Genomic DNA, 22454 nt, shown 5'->3' on the forward strand with positions numbered 1-22454 from the left:
TCCCTTCCGGGCAGAAGATTACCGATTAAAAAACCGCAGAGACGCAGAGAGCGCAGAGGAAAGAGGTAAAAAGAGATAGGTAATCTTAGAACGGAATAGGAGTAAAAATGTTTGGCTATTCTCAGCATCTTTCTTTATATACAAATTAAGTTTTTGTTTCAAAATTAAGAACAAAAAAGGAATATCATCTAATAAATATCTTTTCCATAATCTTTTTGGTTCACACAACAATCTAAATAACCATTCTAATCCGATTTCACTCATCCATTTTGGCGCTCTTTTGACATTTCCTGCTTCAAAATCAATAGTTGCTCCTAATGCCATAAATATTTTGATAGATTTTAATTTATCCTTATAGTTGTACAACCATTTTTCTTGTTTTGGCGCACCTAACCCTATCACTAATACCGTAGCATCTGAATTATTAATTATATCTACTATTTTTTGACATTCGGCTTCATCTTTCTCAAAACCAAAAGGTGGAGAATAAGTGTTAACAACAATCTTTCTTCCTACTTTATGATTAATTTTTTTTTGTGCGCGATATGCCACACCTTGAGCAGCACCTAATAAAAATATTTTAATCTCTTCATTGTTTTTATGATAATTACAAAAAGCCGGAAATAAATCAGAACCAGATATTTTTTGTTTAATTGGTGTTCCTAAAAATTTAGATGCGTAGATGAGTATTTGACTATCACAAATTTTATAATCTCCAAGGCTATAAGCTCTAAAAAATTCCGGGTCTCTTTGAAGTTTAATGATATGGTCTACATTTGGCGTGAATATTACTCCTGATTTTAAGTTATCAAGTAATTCTTCTATTGACCAATTATCTATTTCCAAGTTCAAAATCTTAACTCTGTTCATGATAGTTTTTAGTAACTCTAATAACTAGTTTTATATTTTTAATATTGAAGGTATTGCTCAAGAGAGTTGAGAAGCAATACCATTTTTATAACTTTAATTCCAAAAGTAAAAAAATATAGTACCTCTGTAACAGAAAACATAAAATCATTTTTTCAGTCAATTAAATTGCACGGTGCGTCAAATTAAGTTTAAATTATTTCCATCAAAATTTATTTTTTTTACACTAATCATACACAAACACAAATACTAATTAGGTTGATTTGTATAGCCTTAAAAAATCAAAATGTAATTAGCTTATTTTTGGTAATTTATGCTTATTTTATGCTGATAAAAACACGACTCAAATAGCATAAAGATTTTTCAAAAAGCTGATATTAGTATTAAATAAAAATACCATAAAACTCTTGCTTTAAATTGCAACTTTACTTATTTTTTATCAAAAATAAATATATTTACTAAAGATTCCTGTTGATATAAAAAAAATGATTATGATAATTAAAATTTTTATTTTTTATGTAAAAAATCAAGGATTTATATGATTTTTATATAAATAATTAATTAAATTATTTTCACTATAATTGCGACAAAAAAACTCATGCACGGTTTTGACTTATTTCTGTAAATTGCATTTTCAAAATATTTGATCAATCCCTTAGATGAAATCAAAAAATCTTCATGAAAATATGACCATAACCTAAAAAGTAACCTCTCAATAACTTTTCGCTCGGTCAAAAGTGCAGTGTAATTTAGCAACCGAAGAGTTGATTGCGGAGCGCTTTCTATGAAAAATAGATTTTTATATATGTATATTATATTTTTGTCAACCGTTTAACTAAGGATATTACAAAGACTTTAAATGTGGTCAATTTACATAAATTCTCCCTAATTATGGATGTAGCTGTATTTTTTTTGATGTTAAATGTTCAATATCGCCAAAAATAGATTAGAAATAAGCTAGTCAATATTTAAATGGCTATATTGTTTTAGGAGTGGACGTGAATACCATCTTTGTTCGTAAAAGCGTTTTTTCGCTGTCGTTGGCAACCCTTACATTATTAAGTGGTGCATTGTCTGTCTCTGCTCAAATAGTAGATGACGCTGCTGATGGTTCTTCAGTACCATCGATCAACCAAGTTGCTTCTGAAAAGGAAAGCGCGGATGTTGAATATTTCAGTCCCAGCTTTTCGGATGGAAGTTCTGAAGAATCAAATTTATCAGCTAATCCCGAATTAGTAACATCTAATACGGATAACCAAATACCTCAAAATGCCGCACCCTTTCCTGGAACAACAGCAACTTCATCTGCGGAACTTGCTCGTCAGTATCAAGAAACAAATTTACAATATCCACAAGCAAATCTAAAACCATCTATACCCGCTTCTTCAGATTTAGCCCAAGCAGATATTGATTTTGGTGGTTCTACCCGTGGTGGTTCGAGCTATGTCGGTATTGCCGGAAATATTGGTTTGGGTGGTGATTCTGCTTTAGGGGATGGTAACTTTATGGTTATCAGTAAACTTGGATTGACAGATATTTTGTCAGTGCGTCCGTCAATCGTTCTTGGTAATGATACTGTAATCTTAGTTCCCGTTACCTATGATTTTTCTTTCGAGCAAGTAACAGATCCTTTCCGTGAAAGATTACCTTTTGCTCCTTATGTTGGAGCCGGTTTAGCTTTAGCAACTGGAAATGATTCACAATTATCGTTCTTAATTTCTGGTGGTGTAGACGTACCGTTATCAGATAAATTTACCGCTACAGCCGCTGTTAATGCAGCATTTTTTAATGAAACTGACCTTGGTCTTTCTGTGGGAGTTGGTTATAACTTCAGAGGTTTTTAAAAACCACTCGATAGTCATAACATAACAACAATGGTGCGTTTAAACTTTAGTTTAAACGCACCATTGTTGTATTTGCTTAATTTAGAAACTAATTTGAATAATTCAAATTTAGAAACGGAGAGAGAGGGATTCGAACCCTCGGTACGACCTTAATCGTACAACAGATTAGCAATCTGCCGCTTTCGACCACTCAGCCATCTCTCCCGGTCTAACAAATATGAATATTAGCAGATAACAAAGAACAAGTCAATATTTAAATTAAAAAAATTTAAATAAAAAAATTGTATACACACTAGGATAAACTTGATATCCCAGTGCGTTGATGTTCTTTATACCTAAGATATTTGCGATCGCAACCAAGCAAAGGGCAGAGTTCCGATTTTTTTCCACTGTGGTACGTAGGCTCGTTGATTGAACACATCGTAGTCATTGCGCTCAATAACGCTTAAGATGCGACTGTAATGAGTTAAAGCCGCCCAAACTGGTAAACGAGCATCGGGAGAGAGGTAACTAATACCTTTCTCTGCTTGGGCGTAAAATTGCCGCGCTCGTTGAATTTGACATTTCATCAAGGAACGCCACCTATCATCTACTATACCTTTAAGTAAATCTTCCTCAGTGTAATTAAACCGGGCTAAATCTTCTGTGGGAATATAAATTCGCCCTCTTTGAGCATCTTCACCGACATCGCGAAGAATGTTGGTGAGTTGAGATGCTATTCCTAAAGAGATTGCTTCTTCATAGGGAATATAAAGCTGCTTATCACGGTTCCAAGCAGCAGTATTTTGCTCAGGGTCTACTCCCATCACCGCTGTTGACATTAAACCTACAGTACCGGCTACGCGATAACAGTAAAGATATAAATCGTCAAAAGTGGAGTAACGACTGCGGTACAAATCCATACGCTGACCGGAAATCATATCCCGAAAGGGTTGAATATCCATGGGATAGCGCTTTAATGTATCCGAAAGAGCTACATCAACATTTTCTTGGGGGTGTTGAGCAAAAATGGATTCGAGATGCTGCTCCCATAAATCTAGAGTTTCGGGAGTGGTCATAGCAGCACCAGGACCGTCCACCAATTCATCAGTACGACGACACCAGGCGTAAATTGCCCAAATTGCGCGTCGCTTTGCTGGATTCATCAACAAAGTGCCTAAATAAAAAGTTTTGGCATACTTTGCTGTGATTTGCCGACAAATTTGGTAGGACTCATCTACAGAGACCGACGTTTTCATGCATGGGGGGGAATCAGACAGTTGCAGCATTCGTTGCAGGCTGGATGGAAGGCATTTGCACGCTGGAAGAACTCTTTACTGAAAATGATTTATTCACACCGAGCGCTGTTAGTTTACCAGAAAGTACTGCTCCTTCCATACTTCCTAAAAATGGTTGCATGGTGTAGCTTCCACTCAAGAAAAAGTTAGAGATGGGAGTAACTTGCTCTGGACGGTACTCCTGACGACCAGGAATCGCTCTGTAAACTGAGCGCGGTGTTTTTACCACATGGTGTTTCAGTAACTTTGCTGGTTCGGACGAGCCGAAGTGCTGAGGAAACAGTTTGGACAATTCGGCAAGAGTTACTTGCAATATTTCCGCATCAGATTTATTAATCCAATCTTCGGCCGGTGCAAGAACTAATTCCAGCATAGAACGGTTTGGGTCACTATATTCGCGACAAGTATTGCTCATGTCAGCGTAAACGCTCAAAAGTGGCGATCGCGAAAATAATAATTGGTCAATATCTGTAAGTTTACGGTCAAACCATAATTGGATATTAATCACCGGCACACCTTCTAATCCATCCAGCTTTTGGAAGCATTCTATATCCTTCCAAGGTTCTGGTAGCATGACTTTCATCACATCAACCGGCATTGCTGAAACATAAGCATCGGCGGTTTCGATATAGTCCGATGCTCCATGCAAACCGCGCATCAGAAATCCTTTGACGCTACCATCTGGGTTAAGCAAGATTTCTTTCAAAGGCGCATTTATCTTTACTTGTCCACCACCAGCTTGAATATAATCTACCAGTGGTTGACAAAGACGTTCGGTAGGAGATCCATCTAAAAAAGCCATCTTTGAGCCGTCTTTTTGCCTGAGAAACCGATTGAGAGCGGTCAACAGCACAACGGCTGATATTTCATCAGGATTAATAAAATTTAACGATTTAGAAGCAGCAATAAAAATATCTTGCTGTACTTCCTCGCTCACTCCTTGAAGCTTGAGCCATTCAGAAAAAGTATATTTATCTGTGGAATCAACATACTTCTGACCCCGGAGCATAGCCGGAACTAATCCTTTGGCTAACTCAATTTTTTCACCCCAGGTCAACATATCGTTATTTCTCAGAATTGCCACAATTCCATTTAACGGTGCTGGCAAATTCGGAAAATCAAAGCGACTGTAAGTACCTGGCTTTTCCGGTTGGTTGAAGATCATTGTGTGTTTTTTCCACTGCAAACGGTCTTCAATACCGAGTTCTTTTAATAATTGCAACATATTGGGATAAGCCCCAAAAAATACGTGCAGCCCAGTTTCATACCAGTCGCCGTCATTATCTTTCCACGCTGCTACTAAACCACCCAATACGTCTCGGCTTTCCAAGACTACGGGAGTATGACCTTGATCGATTAGATATTTGGCACAGGAAAGCCCTGCCAAGCCTGCTCCGGCGATAGCTACTCGCATTTACCAAACTTTATTTAATATTTTTCAACATTTCGTAGTTTTCATTATACTTTGCATTCCGTTACATTTTGCATTTCTGATCTTATGGTTTTGCCAAATTTTGCTTGGCGATCGCCCTTATTTGCTGTTTTCCCCTGCCAAAGTTTTGGCAAACGGGAACAGACTTAGTGGTAAAAAAAAGAATTATCTGGACTGCCTTCACTTACAATGGATTTTCAAATTTCAAATTAAATTAAGACGTAGTGGTCTTTTTGATTTATTCTGACGGGTTCATTTATCCCCAAAACTATCTAGAGACGCGAAATTTCGCGTCTCTACAACCCCGCAGAATTAATGTGGTGGAGTAGTTACCATCAATTTTCTATATTTATATCTATGCCAAAGCCGGTACGGGAACCGTAAGATGTTCATACAAAGGGAAACTTTGGCATAAATCAGCAACCCTTCGCAAACAATCTTCAGCAACCTCTTGAGAATCAGGATTTAACAAACGGTCGGCAATTATATTACCAATCTCTGTAAATTCTGCTACTCCCATTCCTCGCGTTGTCATTGCAGGCGTACCCAATCTCAAACCACTGGTAACAAAGGGTGATTCTGGGTCAAAGGGAACTGTATTTTTATTCGCAGTGATATTCACACCACTAACTAATTGGTCTGCCGTCTTACCCGTCATGGCAATACACCGTAAATCTACGAGCATGAGATGGTTTTCTGTACCGTTAGAGACAATTTTTAAGTCTCTATTTTGTAACTGATTGGCTAAAGCACGGGCATTTTCAATTACAGCCGCTGAATAATCTTTAAATTCTGGCTTGAGAGCTTCCCCAAACGCTACTGCTTTACCAGCTATTACGTGTTCTAAAGGTCCCCCTTGAGTACCAGGGAAAACTGATTTATCAAACTTTTTACCCATTTGGGGGTCGCGAGTTAAAATTAAACCACCCCTGGGACCACGTAACGTTTTATGGGTAGTTGTAGTTACCACATCACAATAAGGAATCGGGTTGGGATGAAGTCCAGCAGCTACTAAACCGGCAATATGAGCAATATCCGCCAACAAGTAAGCACCAATTTCCGAGGCAATACTGCGGAATTTTTCAAAATCAATAATCCGGGGATAAGCTGAATAACCACAAATCAAGAGCTTTGGACGCTCCCTTAGCGCCAGCTCGCGAATTTGTTCGTAGTCTAGCTGTTCTGTTTCTTGATTAACGCCGTAATGACAAACCTCGAACCACTTACCAGAAACATTTACCGGCGAACCGTGAGTTAGATGTCCACCGTGGGACAAATCCATCCCCATGATTTTATCACCTGGTTCCAATAGCGTTAGAAATACCGCAAAATTAGCTTGCGCTCCAGAATGAGGTTGGACATTTGCGTGAGCAGCGCCAAATAGCTGTTTAGCGCGGTCGATGGCTATTTGCTCAATTTTATCGATTACTTCACAACCGCCATAGTAACGCTTGCCTGGTAATCCCTCAGCGTATTTATTCGTCAGTACCGAACCTTGAGCAGCCAATACGGCAGCAGAGGTAAAGTTTTCTGAAGCAATCAATTCTAAGTGGTCTTGTTGACGTTTTAGTTCGCCATTAATTAACTCTGCCACTGTAGGGTCGGAAGAAGCAAGGAAATCTGAATTAGTTTTAGTCACTTGAGTTATCTTTCCCGTGAAAATTTATGCCATCGCACAGAAGAAGATTTTATCTCTTTTTCTGTTGAGTGTGAGCAGTTAAAGGTCAAAGGTTTACTAAGCTAATGTGCAGCTAAATTGTATAAGACGATAATATCAAACTCTTGTAGTGCGGGCTGTTACCCCGCTACTCCAATACAAATTAAATGCGTAGCAGCTTAAGCCTGGATTTGTCACAAGTAAGTGGTAAGCGTTGAGTGATGGATTGATTTTTCCACTACTCACTCCAAATTCCTTGTTGTTTGTGAGAAATGCGGGTAAGGTCTAAGGTCTAAAAAAATTATGTATTACTTTTTACTAAAAATCTGCAATATTTTCATATTCAACGTATAAAATCAAATTAAATCAAATCAAATTTACTTAATATCGATTGCTGAGCGATAAGCTGTATTCACATTTATCTGAAATCGTGGATATCTAAAAATTTAGTTCAGACAAGGTTTTTTCTTTCTCTGTTTGTTTATTCGTCTTCAGATAAATGTGAGTCACTATTAAAACTCATTTAAACGGGTGGTAAAATGTTAGTAATTTTAATCAAAGAGCAAGTTATTGCCCCGAAAAAAGTTTGCCAATCTTGCGTACTTGCCGACAAAAGCGGTCAGCCTCGTTGGTATAACGGTAAATTAGGGTGTGGGCAAGCTATCAGTAAAATTACTGGAGAAAAACCAGATTGGTACGAATGCATGATGGGCTTTCAGATTGCCAATATAGAATAGTGTAATTTAAATAAAAACCAAGCCAAAAACCAAGTGACTGCGTTATTCTAGGTTCATAAGGTCAGTTAAATTAACTATAGGAGAACGCAGCATGACTTGGCGCGGGTCTATAACTGTTAAAGATAAAATTTTTGGTTGTTTACCTTATTTGCTTCCTTTAGTTGAAGGAATCACTTTTGGTGGCTTCTTATTAAGGCAATTTCCGGCTTTGGGTGTAATTTTCATCCCAATTTTACCTGTGGTAGGAATTTATAATAGCTTCCCTCTTGCTGGACTCATTATCTTCTTCGCTTTATTCTTGTTGGTAGTGCGAAATGAGAAAATCAACCGTTTTATCCGCTTCAATACAATGCAGGCTATTCTTTTAAGCATTGTTCTATCTTTATGCGGTCTTCTAATACGTATTTTAAGTCCAGTTCCGGGTGCTGACTTTGCAATAGAAACTCTTGCTAACACTATATTTATTGCCTTAGTCGTAGCTGTTGTATATTCCGTTGCCCAAACTATCATGGGTCGTTACGCAGAAATTCCCGCAATTAGTGATGCAGTTCATATGCAGGTACGTTAAACAAGTACCTTTAAACACAAATGCATTAAATATATTTGACTAAGTATTTATTTGCTCGCTGTTACAGTATTTTCCAAACGACCAATACCTTCGATTTCTACCCGCACGCGATCGCCAAAATGTAATGGACCAACTCCCAAAGGTGTACCCGTAAGTATGATGTCTCCCGGTAGTAGGGTCATTACCTGAGTTATGTAAGCAACTATAGTCTCCGGAGAGAATACCATTTGGTCGATACAAGCAGATTGAACGGGAGTTGGATCATCATTTAAAAAAGTTTGTAATCTCGCACCAGGGCTTAATTCTCTGACAATCCACGGACCTAAAGGACAAAAAGTATCGAAACCTTTAGCACGAGTCCATTGTCCATCAGATTTTTGTAAATCTCTTGCTGTGACATCATTGGCAATGGTATAACCCCAAATTTTGGTTTGAGCAGTCTGAGGGGTGCATTTAGTCGCTAATTTGCCAATAATTAGCGCTAGTTCTCCTTCATAATCTACCCGTTGGCTAGCAGCGGGATACTCAATTTCAGCTTCTGAAGGAATAACACAAGTCGGAGGCTTCAAAAAAATTAGTGGTTCTTTTGGTACGCTTGTACCCATTTCCGCCGCATGGTCTGCATAATTCTTGCCCACCGCGATAATTTTAGAAGGAGAGCAAGGAGCTAAAATTTGGTAGCTATCTGGTGCTAATTTTAAATTAGTTGGCTGACCCTCTAACCAAGGTGGAGCATCGAGTAATTGGACGTTAAGGTCGAGTTGTAGTAAACCATAGTAGATTATACCGTCAGCATTTTGAACCCGCACATAGCGCTGTGCCATAAGCTTAATTACTTCCTTTTGAATATCTTTTGTCAGGTTGTTTGCACGTTCTTCGGGTGTACGTTTCTGTTTTTAAAGTTGAGCTAATGCTCCTCCTCACCCGAAGTGGGAACCAATTCCATAAGTCATGTTCTATCTTCCTTAAAATTTTGCGATCGCGAATAACTTATTTTTAAATTATTCTTCTGAAAAAAAAAATGACCGGGGAACGCCGCCGATCGCCTTTCTGCCCGCCGAGAATCGGCGGAGTAACGGCGACTTTTGCCAAAGACCTGAATAAACATTGGTTTGATTGGATTTTTGTCGATTTAAGCTACTACGGACACAAGGCACTCAACATGAAAATTTTTTTTCATCGCCATGAATGTAAGCGTTTTTGTCACTACTCCCTACTCCCTACTGACTTACAAGTCAGATTTTTAAAGGTTCGTCAATCAAAATCAAAAACTGGTAAGATTATAATTCCTTGCTGCTTCAAATGTTTGTTTGCTTGAGTATTGTAATTTATTCTACTGAGCAGCTTTGTTTGAAATTAGCAGCCAAATGTCCAAAAGGAGACTACAACAAATGGCTACATATTACGAGACAATGTATATTTTGCGCCCAGACTTGATCGACGAGCAAGTAGAGCAGAATATTTCTAAATACGAGAACTTACTCAAAGAGAATGGTGCTGAAAATCTCCAAATTCAAAATCGTGGTAAGCGTCGTTTAGCTTATGAGATTAACAAGCATCGGGATGGTGTGTACGTGCAGATGAACTACACTGCTAACGGTGATGCGATTGCTCCTATGGAGCGTGCAATGCGCTTGAGCGAAGAAGTAATTCGTTATTTGACTATCAAGCAAAAACAACAAACAGTAGAGCAGGAAACACCCACAGAAGAAGTCTCGATTGCGGCTATCGCTCAAGAAAGATAATTATCTTCTCAGTGCAAATTTTACCGGAAATATGGGTTTAAATCTCCGTCCGGTCATGAGCGGCTTGTTGATATAATTGTTTACACAGCGGCGTATTGTCCGTTGGTTTAGGCAATACAAGACGGAAACTGAGGCTCTCATTGCTGTTTGACACAAGATTAAATTTTGGTAATAGGTATTTTGGATAAAATTATCTCAATCAACCATATCCAAAATTTAATCTGTGAAAAAAGTAAAAAAAAGTAAAAAATATATCTCTTTTACCCTTGCCATTACGGCTAAGGATGTTAAATTAACAGATACTTACCTTTAAGCGATCTATCTATATATTTATTGCTCTAAGCGTGGAATAAGATTTATTAAGTAAACTGTAAGACACTGTGAGCCAAACAGATAACTCCACTATCCAAGCTCTCTCCACTGAAGTATCAAAGTTGCGTCAAGAGTTACAGCTTCGAGACCAATTAGTGCAACAGTTGTCTCAAGAGCTATTTCGACTGGTAAAGGGTAATACCGATTTTATGCCCCAGCCAGCAGTTTCTGAACGTCATCAGAACGAGCTAAATGCTTTACGAGAACAACTACAAGCGGTGGAAGAACAGGTAAATTTTTACCAAGAGCAGATTAGCACTCGCGACAGCGAAATTTATCAGTTACGTCAGTCGGTTCAAGAGTTAACTGACCGTAGTAGGATGTTAGAGCAAGTAGTGCAAGAACTACCCCAAATTTATCGTCAGAAGTTTGAGGAACGGATGGCTCCGGTTAGAGAAAAATTAGCTGTTCTACAGCAAGAAAACCGTCAATTGCAAGCAGAATTGCAAAGCGTAAGCTATCGTTTAGCTCTTAAATCTCGCACGGCTTCTCACAGCGGTATTGATTTACCTTCATTTCCTCGCTCTAATCCCCCAGGTGGTATTTCTACGGTACCAAATGTTTAATCTGCTATATAAAAACTAGACAAGTCTAGACTTTTATTTCTTGTTTCAACGGGGGCATGGGAGCGGTTAACCCTCAACAAGCTTACACGGTTAAGCCATCCGCGTGATTGTTAAACATCTTGATGTAGCTACGGTTTTTGCATATCAATCAAGAAAGCTTTTCTAAGATTTTAGCAAAAAACGAAGCATAAAATACATCAAAAAAATATAGACAATTGTCCCGAATTGACATTGCTTGTCTACAAAAAAGGTTACTAGTCAAAGCTCAGCCATTGAACATTAATAATAATTATTAATTTTTTGTCTGGACGCAGCTAATTAGTTAGAAGATAATTAAGTGATTTATCCTCGGTGATTTATCGAAAAACTAAAACAAAAGATATTTAAAAAAATTAATCTTCATTGGGCTAGATATAGAAACTAGCCCTTTAAACAAGAAAGGGCTGGTAGTTGAGATTTATTTTAGCAAAAAGAACCTAAACTCATAAAAAACAGTACATTTTTCATCAGAGAGCGAAGAATTACTTGGGTAAAACGATAAAAATGAGTAGTTATCAATTTTACCCATTAATGAATTCTTCTATTGCTTTAGTATTCAAAATGGAAGAACATTCCATCAACTTAACGGCATCTCTAGCTATTGCTGAGTGCAGTTTATCTGTATGGAAAGTGAATTAGCATGGCGGTTGATATATAATATTCGCTAAGAACAGCCTCAAAGCGTTAGTTTGATTGCTGATGTGTTTAATTACTTACCGGGGCTAAAATAGCTAAAATAAAATTAAACCTCAGCATTTTGATTTCAAATTAACAAAAATTAGTTCGCTACAACCAATTTTTTGTTTTCACAAGATGTTCAAAACGTCTTCGTAAGTATTGAAAATTTCAAACACAGAATCTAGATGAGTAAGTTCCAAAACTAAGCGAACTGGTGCAATAACATTGCAAAGAACAAGACGACAATTCGATTGACGCGCTGTTTTAAGTCCTTTGACCAAGCCAACTAAGCCAGAACTATCCATAAAATCTACCTTACCTAAGTCTATAACCCAAAATTGCCCTGGCTGGGGTACAACTTGATTTATCTTTTCACTCAAGGTATTTCCACCTTGTAAATCCATCGGTCCTTCGGGCTGGAATAGAATAACTTGACGTTCTATTGTGAAAGTCATAAATTTAACTAGGTAGTTGAAGTACTTAAAAAACAAAAACAGACACAAATACTACTTGTTTCTTAACTAGAAGCTCTTCGTGCTTACCTACATATTAGTTCGGGTTTTGAGCAATGCAGTTGAGACAACTTAAATCAGTATTTATGTCGTATAATTTTTCCAAACAATTCTCAGTATATGCATAAGGTATTTGGTTTTTCCGTAACAATCGTTTCTTTTACAAAATTTTTATAATTTTCCCAGAGATTTATGAATTTCTGGTGAAATTTTTATTCTAAATGTTAGAAAATATAAGGCTGTGGTAAATTAATATCTATTGTAAATGTATTATTTATTGCATATAGTTTTGCAAAATAAAAAAAGTAAAACCTTAAAACATATAGCTAATCAAGAATTATTGAATAACTATTTTTGCAAAAAAATATATTTACGTATGATTTTTAGTATAATAAGTAAATTATAAGCTTGTAAGTACTTTATTCAAAATAAATTAAATAAAATAAACTGTAACTTAATTGACACCTCATCTAAAAAAGAGTCAAGATGTAGATATGTAAAATTATGTAAATATGGAAAGGCTGGATGTCTCTCGATTTCATATCATTAGAGAATATTCAGGAAATTGCTCATCAATACGGTTATTGGGCGATTTTTGTGGGGATTTTATTAGAAAATTTAGGTATTCCGCTTCCTGGTGAAACTGTAACTTTGGTGGGCGGTTTTTTAGCTGGTAATGATGAACTTAATTACTGGTTAGTTTTAGCAGATGCAGCATCGGGTGCTGCAATTGGTGGGACTTGTGGCTATTGGATTGGTCGAATTGGTGGTTGGTCTTTGCTGATGAAACTTGCAAGCCTCGTGCGAATTTCTGAAGTTAAGGTTTTGGGTATTAAAGAAAAATTTAGCGAAAATGCTGCTAAAGCCGTATTCTTTGGCAGATTTTTTGCTTTACTACGAATTTTTGCTTCACCATTAGCCGGTATTGCTGAAATGCCTTTTGCTAAATTCCTGCTGTACAACTTTTTAGGCGCTGGTGCTTGGGCTGGTACGATGGTTTCCTTGGCTTTTTTTGCTGGCAAGGTAGTTTCTTTAGAACAGTTGGTAAAGTGGGTAGGTCAATTTACTATTTTGGCATTGTTGATTCTGGTTGCTTTGATAGCCGTACCTTTGTGGCTAGAGTCGCGTCAGGTTGAGGAGGTAACTACTGACAGGTCAAAGGTTTAAGGTTAAAGGTCAAAATGTTGAGTGAGAAGTCGGGTTTTTATAAGGGTTGTCTGATGTTACAGATAATTATCCTAAAAACCCGACTTCTGTTATTTCTGTTGAGACCAAATGCGGGTGGGTAATCCCCAGATGTAAATAAAGCCTTCGGCAGCTTTATGATCGAATTGGTCTTCAGATCCGTAGGTTGCTAATTCAGGATTGTACAGAGAATTATCGGAACGACGACCAACAACGATCGCGTTACCTTTAAAAAGTTTCATCCGCACTGTTCCGGAAACTCGCTCTTGTGTCTTCTCAATAAAAGCATCAAGTGCAGCTTTGAGCGGACTAAACCACAAACCGTTGTAAATTAATTGGCTGTAAGTTTCTTCAATACCCCGCTTATAGTGGCTGACATCTGCTGTCAAAGTTAAACTTTCCAAATCGCGATGGGCTTGAATTAACGCTACCATTGCTGGTGATTCGTAAATTTCCCGCGATTTGATACCTACTAAACGGTTTTCGATCATGTCAATGCGTCCGACACCGTGATTTCCTACCAATTGATTGAGTTGAGAAATTATCTCAATTGGGGTTTTGGATTCACCGTTGAGAGTTGTAGGAATACCTTTGGTAAAACCGATTTCGATGTACTCTGGTTCGTCGGGAGTATTGGCGATCGCCTTTGTCATCTCGTAGATTTCTTCGGGAGGTTCGTATGACGGATCTTCTAACAAACCAGCTTCGATACTCCGACCAAGCATATTTTTGTCAATACTGTAAGGGGAAGATTTTTTGACTGGTGAGGGAATACCAAACCGTTCCCCATAAGCGATAGTTTCTTCCCGACTCATTCCCCATTCCCGTGCTGGTGCGAGTATTTTTAAACGGGGATTCATCGCTGCAACCGCTACATCGAAACGAACTTGGTCATTACCTTTACCAGTACAACCATGGGCGATCGCATCGGCTTCATATTTATGAGCTGTTTCTACTAATGCTTTAGCAATTAACGGACGTGCAAGAGCAGTTGCTAGGGGATAGCGATTTTCGTAAATAGCATTAGCTTGAATGGCTTTAAATGCATAATCTTTGATAAAGGTTTCTCGGACATCGGCTATTAGCGATTCACTTGCACCTGACTTGAGCGCTTTTTCACGAATTGGTTCTAATTCTTCACCTTGACCTAAATCTGCTGCTAGGGTAATAACTTCTTCTACTCCCCATTCTTGTTTGAGGTAGGGGATACATACAGATGTATCTACTCCACCGGAATATGCTAACACAACCTTTTTGGCGCGACCCATTGATTACTTCTCGATGCTGCAAAACGACGATGGTTTATTATCTAATTAATTTAGGTATATTCTCCTCCGTATTTCTACTAGTTAAGTATTTTCTACAGGGTATATATAGGAATCTGGTTTGCTTTTTTAATCAGTTATAGGGGCTAGAGAATCAGGAACAGTTACTTTAAATTATTAAGAAGTCGGGTTTTTTTAGATTAAATATTTATAGATTAAAAATAATCATTGTAAAAACCCGACTTCTCTCCTCACAAGACGGCTATTTAATTACGAGCAAGAAATTTATTTTATATCTGATTGATACGTCACACCACAATAAAGATACAAAAAAGTATTTTTAATGAAAGATTTCAAATTTTTACCTAAAATTTATATTCTTTACAGTATTTATCCGGATAATTAGAAATAAATCAAATTTCAAGGTCAAAAGAGGTTATTTATCATGCATTCGCAAATTAAATGGTTGATTCCATTAGCTTTGACTTGCTTTAACATTGGGTCAAATTTACAAAAGGCTGCCGCAAATACCATATTTCCATTTGATACTGTATACGACACAGAACTAACTATTACACCTATTCCTGATTCAGATGTTGTAAAAGCGTTTGTTACAGCTACGAACAGTAATGCTCCTTACGGTCTAACTAACTTTACGAGCGAAAACTATAGTCGTATAGATCCTGAGACTGGTATAGGCACCTTTAGTGCAAATCCAGAAGATTTAGGTTTAGACCCAGCAGTTTTCCCTTTCCTTTCAGAAGAATACTTTGGTAGTGGTGATGATAAGCTGTTTGGATTTAGTAAAGCTACAGCTGTATTTGACTTTGAAAACCTTACAGTATCAGGTAGAGGTACTATAAATATCACTGGTGGTGCCGGTAGATTTATTGGTGCTACTGGTACGTTGACTTTTACACAAGAAGACGAATTTAATCCAAATCCAACTGCTCCGATTGTAGGTGAGGCTTTTATCAGCGGTTCTTTCCAAGTTCCCCACCAAATTCCAGAACCAAGAGATACTTTTGGATTAGCTATAGGAGTGGTGGGTAGTGGTTTGTTCTTACAGAAGCGTCGTAAATCGATTTTGAAGCGATAAGAGTTAATTATAATTATTTGATATTTTACACCAATTTTTGTTGGTGTAATTTAATTAGTTTATATGAAAAAAATCCTAGATTTAGCTAAAAAATAAATAAAAATTATCGACTTAACTTTGTGAGTTTTTAATGTTGATGATTAATAATATTAAATGCAATATGTAAATATAGGAGTCCGGTTTCATTTTTGAATAACTTGTAAGGACTAGGGGACAGGAAGAAGTTAAGTATACTGATTTTTTCAATATTCAATTAGAATTCCTATATAAAAATAAAAAATATTTTGTTGCAAGTAATATATATTTGAATTTAATGAATAATTGAATTATTTTTAGATGTTTTTGAGAAAAATTTAGTTACCCAATAATTTTTATTTAAAGTAAATATATAATTAATTTATATTAATTTGAGCATTTAATTAGATAATTATAAATAAGCAAAATTACTTTTTGATTAATCCAATATTACTGATTAACGAAGAAAAGGATAATTAACTATGTTGCATTCACAGATAAAATGGGTGATGGCCGTAGCTTTAACTAGTGCGGTATTTGGGTCAAATATACAAAGCGTTAAAGCACAAACAAGCGTCAATAATGAATTTGAGATTACATACGATGCCCTAACTGTAATAGCACCAATTGAAAACCAGCCTGGTTTTTTCACAGCTAATATTGCCGGTACTTCTCAAGATAATAGTCCTTTCGGTTTAACTAAGTTTGAAAGTAATGCATTCGGGAAATTAGTATCTCAGGAAACTGTTACCGATGAAAATGGAAATATTTCTGAGGTACAAAAATTAGAATTCAATGCAAATCCCGATATTTTAGGACTAGCGAACCCACCACAATCTATCATCGATAGACGTATTGAACTGGGAATACCAAACCCAGAAGAAAATTCTGATATATATTTTGGTGACAGCGGTAATAAATTATTTGGACAAGCTGCTGATCAAGCTACGCTTAACTTGTTTCCTCCCGGTTCTCCAGACTTTCCAGGTACAATTAGGGGTGGAGGTATTATTACTATTACCGGAGGAACAGGTATATTTGAAAATGCTAGTGGTGAAATAACTTTTGAGCAGAGCGATCGACTTCCTGAAGATCCAACTGCTCCAGCACTAGGTAAAGCAACATTGAAATTTACCGTACAAACTCCTCAACAAGTACCAGAATCAGCTAATGGTTTTGGGTTAGCGATGGGAATAGTTGGAACCAGTTTAATTGTGCGTCAAAATCGTCGTCAAGCTAGATTCAAGCAATAAACAAGTTAAACAGGGAATCTTATAGATAATTTTAGAGTGCGAAGGGAGTAATTACCTAGTTATCAATCAACAATTCCCTACTCCCTACTCCCTATGTGTATCATTCTCAAATAACAAATTCCGTAACCGCAGTCAGTTAAGGAACAGCAGTATAGTTGTAGCTGTCCTATGCTGAAGGGAATAGTGTTGGGGGTGAAACTGTGTTTTTTAGTGTTGTTATTCCGACTTACAATCGCAAACCGATTTTAGAAAAGTGTCTCAAAGCTTTAGAGGTACAAGTTTTGAGTCCGAAGAGTGTGGTATCAGATTACGAAATTGTGTTGGTTGATGATGGTTCTACTGATGGTACCTTAGAGTGGTTGGAAACACACAAAGATGAATTTCCCCATGTCCGAACCTTCGAGCAAGAACACATGGGTCCGGCTGCGGCGCGTAATTTGGGAGTAGAAGAAGCCAAAGGTGATATAATTATTTTTATTGATAGTGATTTAGTTGTTACAGAAGTGTTTCTTCAAGCTCATGCGGATGCGCTGACTGAGGGACAAAAAAAGTTAGGAAATGATCGGTTTTTTACTTATGGTGCGGTAATTAATACTGCCAATTTCGAGAATCCTACTTCTGAGCCATATAAATTAACTGATTATTCTGCTGCTTTTTTTGCTACAGGAAACGTGGCTATTCCTAAACATTGGTTAGAAAAAGCTGGACTTTTCGATACTGGTTTTCAACTTTATGGTTGGGAAGATTTAGAATTAGGTGTGCGGCTGAAAAAGTTGGGATTAAAGTTAATTAAATGTCCGGAAGCTGTGGGTTATCATTGGCATCCAGCTTTTAATTTAGAGCAAATTCCGAATTTAATTGATAAGGAAATTCAACGGGGACGAATGGGAGTTTTGTTTTATCAAAAGCATCCTACTTGGGATGTTAGGATGATGATTCAAATGACTTGGTTACACCGTTTACTTTGGGGTGTGCTTTCGTTGAATGGTGCGGTAAATGAGCGGACAATGGCTCCATTATTGCGGCAGTTAATTAAATCGGGTAAATCACAATTAGCTTTGGAATTGGCTCGGATTTTCTTAAATTGGTATAACGTCCAAGGTGTTTATGCTGCTTATGTAGAAGCGAAAAAGGAACAGAAAATATAGTTAGAATATTATTAAAATTGCGGATATCGTTTGCGATGCATTTAGAAAAAGCTCTGTCTTCTGTTAATAGGAAAGGTAGAGCTTTACCAATTGTGATAAGAAAGCAGAAGAAAAATATTTTTGATAATTACTTAACGTAAATCCTCGATTACTGAATCAGAAACGAAAAAGTATCGGTTTCAACAATTGACAATTGATCATAACATCTCCCGATACCGGGTAGAGGATTGGAATAAAAAACAATTGATAACTGACAATTATCCATTATCAATTGGTAAAAGCTTAATTTTTCGTCGGGTAAGAAGTCGGGTTTCTATGACTGTTTTCTGATATTACGGATATTTATCGTAAAAACCCGACTTCTCAGCAATTGAAATTAAACTCAAGTTTGTTCGCTGTCAAGTCGAGCAAAAATAGGATTAACAGTGAAATTCGGTTTTCCCCCTCAAAGGCAGCATTTTTATGTGGTAAATTAGAAAAGTTTTCTAATCTCGCACATCTAGTAATTCGGGTGTTTCCAACAAGGAAATGCAACTAGATGGAGGTTTAACCCGAATAGGAGAAAAAATATGCCTGTTGTTTCATTGGCTCAAATGATGGAGTCAGGAGTTCATTTCGGACATCAAACCCGGAGATGGAATCCGAAGATGTCTCCTTATATTTACACTTCTCGCAATGGAGTGCATATCATTGACTTGGTGCAAACAGCCCAGTTGATGGAAGATGCATATTCTTATATGCGAACTAATGCAGAACAAGGTAAGAAGTTTCTGTTTGTTGGCACTAAGAGACAAGCTGCGGGAATCATTGCTCAAGAAGCAAGTCGCTGTGGAGCGCATTATATCAACCAGCGCTGGTTGGGTGGAATGCTCACCAACTGGACGACGATTAAAACGCGAGTAGATCGGTTAAAAGATTTAGAGCGTCGTGAAGACAGCGGTGCGCTGGATTTATTACCGAAGAAAGAAGCTTCAATGCTGCGTCGGGAATTATCAAAGCTGCAAAAGTACCTCGGTGGGATTAAAAATATGCGGAAAATCCCCGATGTGGTGATAATTGTAGACCAACGCCGGGAGTATAACGCAGTTCAAGAATGTCAGAAGTTGGGATTGCCGATTGTATCTATGTTAGATACAAATTGTGACCCAGATGTGGTAGATATTCCCATTCCTGCCAACGATGACGCTATTCGTTCGATAAAATTAATCGTAGGTAAATTAGCGGATGCTATTTATGAAGGTCATCACGGTCAATTGGATAGTGATGAAGAGTACGATTATGAAAGCTCTGAAGAAGAATACGATTACGAAGATGAAAGCGAATCAGGTGATGATTCCTATGGTTATAGTGACGACGAAGATGATTCTGAAGAATAAAGTTTAAAGTTTAAATAAATTTTATTAGTTCAGCAATCAGCAACAAAGCACTCAAGATGAAATTTTTTTTCATCGTCATGAATGTAAACGTTTTTCTCACTACTGACTACTCCCTACTCACTTACAAGTCAGGAGGAGCGATAAAAGTATTAAGGTTTTCGGTTTGACATCATCAACAACAACAACCTACTCTTTAAATTCCTCCTGCTTTTTATACTTTTGGTTTGGATAAAAAAATTTTTGGATATCCCACGGCACGAGTAATATAGAAATACTCAATACCCCAGAGCTATTACAACTGTCATTGACGTACTCCGGGGCATGAACGCACGCACGGGCGAGGCTTTAAACTCATTAATGTTGGTAAAGTAGAAATTGAGGCAATATGGCGGAAATATCTGCAAAATTAGTCCAGGAGTTACGGCGGAAAACTGGCGCTGGCATGATGGACTGCAAAAAAGCACTGAAAGAAACCGACGGTGACATTGAAAAAGGTATCGAATGGTTACGTCAAAAGGGCATTGCTGGCGCAACTAAAAAAAGCGATCGCATTGCTGCTGAGGGTTTAATTGAGACTTACGTCGAACCAAATGGTCGTGTTGGCGTATTATTAGAAGTTAACTGTCAAACTGACTTTGTTGCTCGCAATGAAGCTTTTAAGGCTTTAGTCCAGAATTTGGCTCAGCAAGCGGCTACTGCTGATAGCGTCGAGTCTTTATTAGCTCAACCCTATGCAGAAAGCAAAGATAAAACGGTTGAACAATCTATTGCTGAAACAATTGCCACTCTAGGTGAAAATATCAAAGTCCGACGTTTTGTTAATTACTCTTTATCCGGAGATAAGCAAGGTGTTGTAGACAGCTACATTCATACTGGTGGTAGAGTTGGTGTGCTAGTTGAACTGAAGTGCGATTCGGAAGCTGCTACTACCAACGAAGAGTTTCAAACTTTAGCAAGAAACGTGGCGATGCAGGTTGCTGCTTGTCCCAATGTTGAGTATATCAGTGTAGACCAAATTCCTGCCGAAATCTCCGAGAAAGAAAAAGAAATCGAAATGGGACGGGATGATTTAGCGAAAAAACCTGACAATATTAAAGAAAAGATTGTTCAAGGCAGAATCGATAAGCGTCTTCAAGAAATGACTTTGTTGGATCAGCCTTACATCCGCGATCAAAGTACTTCGATTGAAGAATTAGTCAAACAAACTGGTTCTAAAGTCGGCGGAGAAATTTCTATCAGTCGCTTCGAGCGTTATATTCTTGGTGAAGGTATTGATAAAAAAGAAGAAAACTTTGCTGAGGAAGTTGCCGCACAATTAGGCAATAAATAATTCAGCTCAGAGTAGTTTAGTTTTTATACGGGTCAATCTTCCGTTCGGTTGGCCTGTTTTTTATATATTAACTATTAATAACTATTAATTCAAATCTTAGAAGCGATTACCTGGGAATAATTGCGTACTTTTGTACCACAACTAAGATAAAATGGAAAAAATATATGGCAAGACCAATTGAGCGAATAGAACAGGATATTGTGGAGCTAGAAAAAGCCATCAGCGCCATCGCAATACAATTGAAAAATGCTTATGAGAGTTATTTGTCGGTTTTGGGAAAAGCTGTATGTCAGCAATTGATTTTAGCAAGCTATCATTTGTGTACTCAAGGTTATCCAGAAAAATTTCTGAAATTATCTTTAAATCAACGCCAGAAATTGCAGCAAGCTATGCGTAATTTAGCAAAATCTGCATCCCAAGATATGCAAGCTTTAATTGATGATGAGGAGTTAAAAGAAGAAGAAGAAGAAGAAGAAGAAGAAGAAGAAGAAGAAGTTGTTGATCAACATGAGCCTAAAGAAACAATAGAAGAAAATAATCAAGAACATCTAGAGGAAAAATTAGAGATTGAGGAAGAAGATTTAGTAGGAATTATTCAAGAATTGGATATGGAAGATGATGAAGATTTAGCAGAAATTGCCCGAGAATTAGAAGCAGAAGATGATGCACAATTGACAAATAATTTGTCTCAAACTGCTCCCTATACTTCAATTCCCCCAAATGTTAAAATACCATCTTTTTCTGAGAATTTTTCTTTTCCCATGTTGTCCTTAGAACCCTCACTTAGTAAAGATTGGAAAAACTGGTTTAGCCCCAATACTTCCAATCCTATGGAATTAGCTGCTTGGCAAAAAAACTTAGAAAGAGCTATTAGTTATATATTGAAAAGTTTGTCCCGCGATGGCAATCGTTTATTACAAAAGGCTAATATTTTACCTCAGAAATTGCCTGAACCTATTTTAGAAGCAGCAGCAGCCTCAGTCGAAGCATCTACGGAAATGATTCCTGGGCCTCCAAATTTGCTTAGCTTGGTTGTTGGAATTGAAAGTGAAGAAAAGCAATTGGATGCGGAAAGCTTGACTCAAGTCATGGCTTTAAATCTACGGTTAGTTGAAATCGAGTTTGCTGATGTTAAACTTTCTTCTGAACGCAAGCAGATTCGCAATATTTTGAATCAATTAGCCAAATTGGGTAGAGAATATCAAAAGAAACAGCGAGAGCGTTCTGTAGCTAATGCAGAGGCTGCTTGGCGTGCTAGTTGGTATGAGGATTAGATCAAAGGTTATAGGTTATAGGTTAGAGGTTATAGGTTATAAATTGGTAATAAACAACTAGTAGTTCACCACATAAGTTATGAGGGGTTTGTTCGTCTACCGACGTGCTGTAGAGACGTTATACATAACGTCTCTAGACAATTTTGGGAAAAACTAACCATTCAAAATTAATGTGGTGAAGTACTAGTAGTCCACCACATAAGTTATGAGGGGTA

Annotated in this window: 21 protein-coding genes and 1 tRNA gene; 14 read left to right on the forward strand and 8 right to left on the reverse strand. The window is 37.3% G+C overall.

The genetic code is table 11. The features are described 5' to 3' along the window. Positions 1-18: 18 nt before the first annotated feature. The gene (locus tag IQ247_RS00190; protein ID WP_193915503.1) at positions 19-870 is read right to left on the reverse strand and encodes a WecB/TagA/CpsF family glycosyltransferase; all 852 of its coding nucleotides are present in this window, start codon (positions 868-870) and stop codon (positions 19-21) included. A gap of 995 nt (positions 871-1865) precedes the next feature. Here IQ247_RS00190 and IQ247_RS00195 point away from each other — a divergent pair. After that, a complete protein-coding gene (locus tag IQ247_RS00195; RefSeq protein ID WP_193915506.1) occupies positions 1866-2711 on the forward strand; it encodes a hypothetical protein in 846 nt (281 codons plus the stop codon). Between the two features lie 115 nt (positions 2712-2826). On the opposite strand, the gene IQ247_RS00200 is transcribed toward IQ247_RS00195, so the two are convergent. From IQ247_RS00200 to glyA, 4 genes are all read right to left on the reverse strand, one after another. Then, a tRNA-Ser gene (locus IQ247_RS00200) sits at positions 2827-2915 on the reverse strand. A gap of 131 nt (positions 2916-3046) precedes the next feature. Beyond that, the gene (crtB, locus tag IQ247_RS00205) at positions 3047-3979 is read right to left on the reverse strand and encodes a 15-cis-phytoene synthase CrtB (protein ID WP_193915509.1); all 933 of its coding nucleotides are present in this window, start codon (positions 3977-3979) and stop codon (positions 3047-3049) included. Then, positions 3963-5402 (reverse strand): 15-cis-phytoene desaturase, encoded by a 1440-nt coding sequence (gene pds, locus IQ247_RS00210; protein ID WP_193915512.1) that lies wholly within the window; start codon positions 5400-5402, stop codon positions 3963-3965. Before pds ends, crtB begins: the two co-directional genes overlap by 17 nt. A gap of 373 nt (positions 5403-5775) precedes the next feature. Continuing rightward, positions 5776-7059, reverse strand: a complete 1284-nt coding sequence (glyA, locus tag IQ247_RS00215; protein ID WP_193915515.1) for a serine hydroxymethyltransferase — start codon at positions 7057-7059, stop codon at positions 5776-5778. Positions 7060-7616: 557 nt separating this feature from the next. Here glyA and IQ247_RS00220 point away from each other — a divergent pair. Further along, positions 7617-7814, forward strand: a complete 198-nt coding sequence (locus IQ247_RS00220; RefSeq protein ID WP_193915520.1) for a hypothetical protein — start codon at positions 7617-7619, stop codon at positions 7812-7814. A 91-nt stretch (positions 7815-7905) separates the two neighbouring features. Next, positions 7906-8382 carry a Tic20 family protein gene (locus IQ247_RS00225; protein WP_193915525.1) on the forward strand — a complete coding sequence of 159 codons (477 nt, stop codon included), beginning with the start codon at positions 7906-7908 and terminating at the stop codon, positions 8380-8382. 47 nt (positions 8383-8429) lie between these two features. Here IQ247_RS00225 and IQ247_RS00230 read toward each other — a convergent pair whose 3' ends face one another. Next, positions 8430-9206, reverse strand: coding sequence for a fumarylacetoacetate hydrolase family protein (locus tag IQ247_RS00230; RefSeq protein ID WP_193915530.1), 777 nt, complete (start codon positions 9204-9206; stop codon positions 8430-8432). Positions 9207-9403: 197 nt separating this feature from the next. Here IQ247_RS00230 and IQ247_RS00235 point away from each other — a divergent pair, with 197 nt between their 5' ends. From IQ247_RS00235 to IQ247_RS33015, 4 genes are all read left to right on the forward strand, one after another. Continuing rightward, the gene (locus tag IQ247_RS00235) at positions 9404-9700 is read left to right on the forward strand and encodes a hypothetical protein (RefSeq protein WP_193915534.1); all 297 of its coding nucleotides are present in this window, start codon (positions 9404-9406) and stop codon (positions 9698-9700) included. Between the two features lie 73 nt (positions 9701-9773). After that, positions 9774-10127, forward strand: a complete 354-nt coding sequence (gene rpsF / locus IQ247_RS00240; protein WP_193915537.1) for a 30S ribosomal protein S6 — start codon at positions 9774-9776, stop codon at positions 10125-10127. Between the two features lie 380 nt (positions 10128-10507). Further along, positions 10508-11065 carry an Npun_F5560 family protein gene (locus tag IQ247_RS00245; RefSeq protein ID WP_193915542.1) on the forward strand — a complete coding sequence of 186 codons (558 nt, stop codon included), beginning with the start codon at positions 10508-10510 and terminating at the stop codon, positions 11063-11065. Positions 11066-11608: 543 nt separating this feature from the next. Beyond that, positions 11609-11743, forward strand: a complete 135-nt coding sequence (locus tag IQ247_RS33015) for a hypothetical protein (RefSeq protein WP_265579652.1) — start codon at positions 11609-11611, stop codon at positions 11741-11743. 167 nt (positions 11744-11910) lie between these two features. Here the strand turns inward: IQ247_RS33015 and IQ247_RS00250 are convergent, their stop codons facing one another. Further along, complete coding sequence (locus IQ247_RS00250) at positions 11911-12237, reverse strand: STAS domain-containing protein (RefSeq protein ID WP_193915546.1); 327 nt, start codon at positions 12235-12237, stop codon at positions 11911-11913. 582 nt (positions 12238-12819) lie between these two features. Between IQ247_RS00250 and IQ247_RS00255 the strand changes: the two genes are divergently transcribed. Further along, on the forward strand, positions 12820-13461 hold the full coding sequence (locus IQ247_RS00255; protein WP_193915551.1) for a DedA family protein: 642 nt from the start codon (positions 12820-12822) through the stop codon (positions 13459-13461). An 89-nt stretch (positions 13462-13550) separates the two neighbouring features. On the opposite strand, the gene IQ247_RS00260 is transcribed toward IQ247_RS00255, so the two are convergent. After that, positions 13551-14747 carry an argininosuccinate synthase gene (locus IQ247_RS00260; RefSeq protein WP_193915556.1) on the reverse strand — a complete coding sequence of 399 codons (1197 nt, stop codon included), beginning with the start codon at positions 14745-14747 and terminating at the stop codon, positions 13551-13553. Between the two features lie 442 nt (positions 14748-15189). Here IQ247_RS00260 and IQ247_RS00265 point away from each other — a divergent pair, with 442 nt between their 5' ends. The 6 genes from IQ247_RS00265 (at position 15190) to IQ247_RS00290 (ending at position 22239) form a co-directional block, all read left to right on the forward strand. After that, positions 15190-15843: a hypothetical protein gene (locus IQ247_RS00265; protein WP_193915559.1), complete on the forward strand. Its 654-nt coding sequence runs from the start codon at positions 15190-15192 to the stop codon at positions 15841-15843. Positions 15844-16340: 497 nt separating this feature from the next. Beyond that, entirely contained in the window at positions 16341-17111 is a 771-nt protein-coding gene (locus IQ247_RS00270; RefSeq protein ID WP_193915563.1) for a hypothetical protein, read from the forward strand. A gap of 200 nt (positions 17112-17311) precedes the next feature. Further along, on the forward strand, positions 17312-18259 hold the full coding sequence (locus IQ247_RS00275) for a glycosyltransferase family 2 protein (RefSeq protein ID WP_193915567.1): 948 nt from the start codon (positions 17312-17314) through the stop codon (positions 18257-18259). 569 nt (positions 18260-18828) lie between these two features. Then, positions 18829-19635, forward strand: coding sequence for a 30S ribosomal protein S2 (gene rpsB, locus IQ247_RS00280; RefSeq protein WP_193915571.1), 807 nt, complete (start codon positions 18829-18831; stop codon positions 19633-19635). Positions 19636-20020: 385 nt separating this feature from the next. Next, positions 20021-20965, forward strand: a complete 945-nt coding sequence (tsf, locus tag IQ247_RS00285) for a translation elongation factor Ts (protein ID WP_193915574.1) — start codon at positions 20021-20023, stop codon at positions 20963-20965. A 164-nt stretch (positions 20966-21129) separates the two neighbouring features. Next, positions 21130-22239, forward strand: coding sequence for a hypothetical protein (locus tag IQ247_RS00290; RefSeq protein ID WP_193915577.1), 1110 nt, complete (start codon positions 21130-21132; stop codon positions 22237-22239). Positions 22240-22454: the final 215 nt, after the last annotated feature.

It is taken from the genome of Plectonema cf. radiosum LEGE 06105 (assembly GCF_015207665.1).
Taxonomy (GTDB): Bacteria; Cyanobacteriota; Cyanobacteriia; order Cyanobacteriales; family Nostocaceae; genus Rivularia; species Rivularia radiosa_A.

Excerpts from the sequence above, each read along its gene's own strand:
- IQ247_RS00190 (WP_193915503.1), bottom strand. The coding sequence starts at position 870 with ATGAACAGAGTTAAGATTTTGAACTTGGAAATAGATAATTGGTCAATA.
- crtB (WP_193915509.1), bottom strand. The coding sequence starts at position 3,979 with ATGCTGCAACTGTCTGATTCCCCCCCATGCATGAAAACGTCGGTCTCT.
- pds (WP_193915512.1), bottom strand. The coding sequence starts at position 5,402 with ATGCGAGTAGCTATCGCCGGAGCAGGCTTGGCAGGGCTTTCCTGTGCC.
- IQ247_RS00220 (WP_193915520.1), top strand. The coding sequence starts at position 7,617 with ATGTTAGTAATTTTAATCAAAGAGCAAGTTATTGCCCCGAAAAAAGTT.
- IQ247_RS00225 (WP_193915525.1), top strand. The coding sequence starts at position 7,906 with ATGACTTGGCGCGGGTCTATAACTGTTAAAGATAAAATTTTTGGTTGT.
- IQ247_RS00230 (WP_193915530.1), bottom strand. The coding sequence starts at position 9,206 with ATGGCACAGCGCTATGTGCGGGTTCAAAATGCTGACGGTATAATCTAC.
- IQ247_RS00235 (WP_193915534.1), top strand. The coding sequence starts at position 9,404 with ATGACCGGGGAACGCCGCCGATCGCCTTTCTGCCCGCCGAGAATCGGC.
- rpsF (WP_193915537.1), top strand. The coding sequence starts at position 9,774 with ATGGCTACATATTACGAGACAATGTATATTTTGCGCCCAGACTTGATC.
- IQ247_RS33015 (WP_265579652.1), top strand. The coding sequence starts at position 11,609 with ATGAGTAGTTATCAATTTTACCCATTAATGAATTCTTCTATTGCTTTA.
- IQ247_RS00250 (WP_193915546.1), bottom strand. The coding sequence starts at position 12,237 with ATGACTTTCACAATAGAACGTCAAGTTATTCTATTCCAGCCCGAAGGA.
- IQ247_RS00255 (WP_193915551.1), top strand. The coding sequence starts at position 12,820 with ATGTCTCTCGATTTCATATCATTAGAGAATATTCAGGAAATTGCTCAT.
- IQ247_RS00260 (WP_193915556.1), bottom strand. The coding sequence starts at position 14,747 with ATGGGTCGCGCCAAAAAGGTTGTGTTAGCATATTCCGGTGGAGTAGAT.
- IQ247_RS00265 (WP_193915559.1), top strand. The coding sequence starts at position 15,190 with ATGCATTCGCAAATTAAATGGTTGATTCCATTAGCTTTGACTTGCTTT.
- IQ247_RS00270 (WP_193915563.1), top strand. The coding sequence starts at position 16,341 with ATGTTGCATTCACAGATAAAATGGGTGATGGCCGTAGCTTTAACTAGT.
- rpsB (WP_193915571.1), top strand. The coding sequence starts at position 18,829 with ATGCCTGTTGTTTCATTGGCTCAAATGATGGAGTCAGGAGTTCATTTC.
- tsf (WP_193915574.1), top strand. The coding sequence starts at position 20,021 with ATGGCGGAAATATCTGCAAAATTAGTCCAGGAGTTACGGCGGAAAACT.
- IQ247_RS00290 (WP_193915577.1), top strand. The coding sequence starts at position 21,130 with ATGGCAAGACCAATTGAGCGAATAGAACAGGATATTGTGGAGCTAGAA.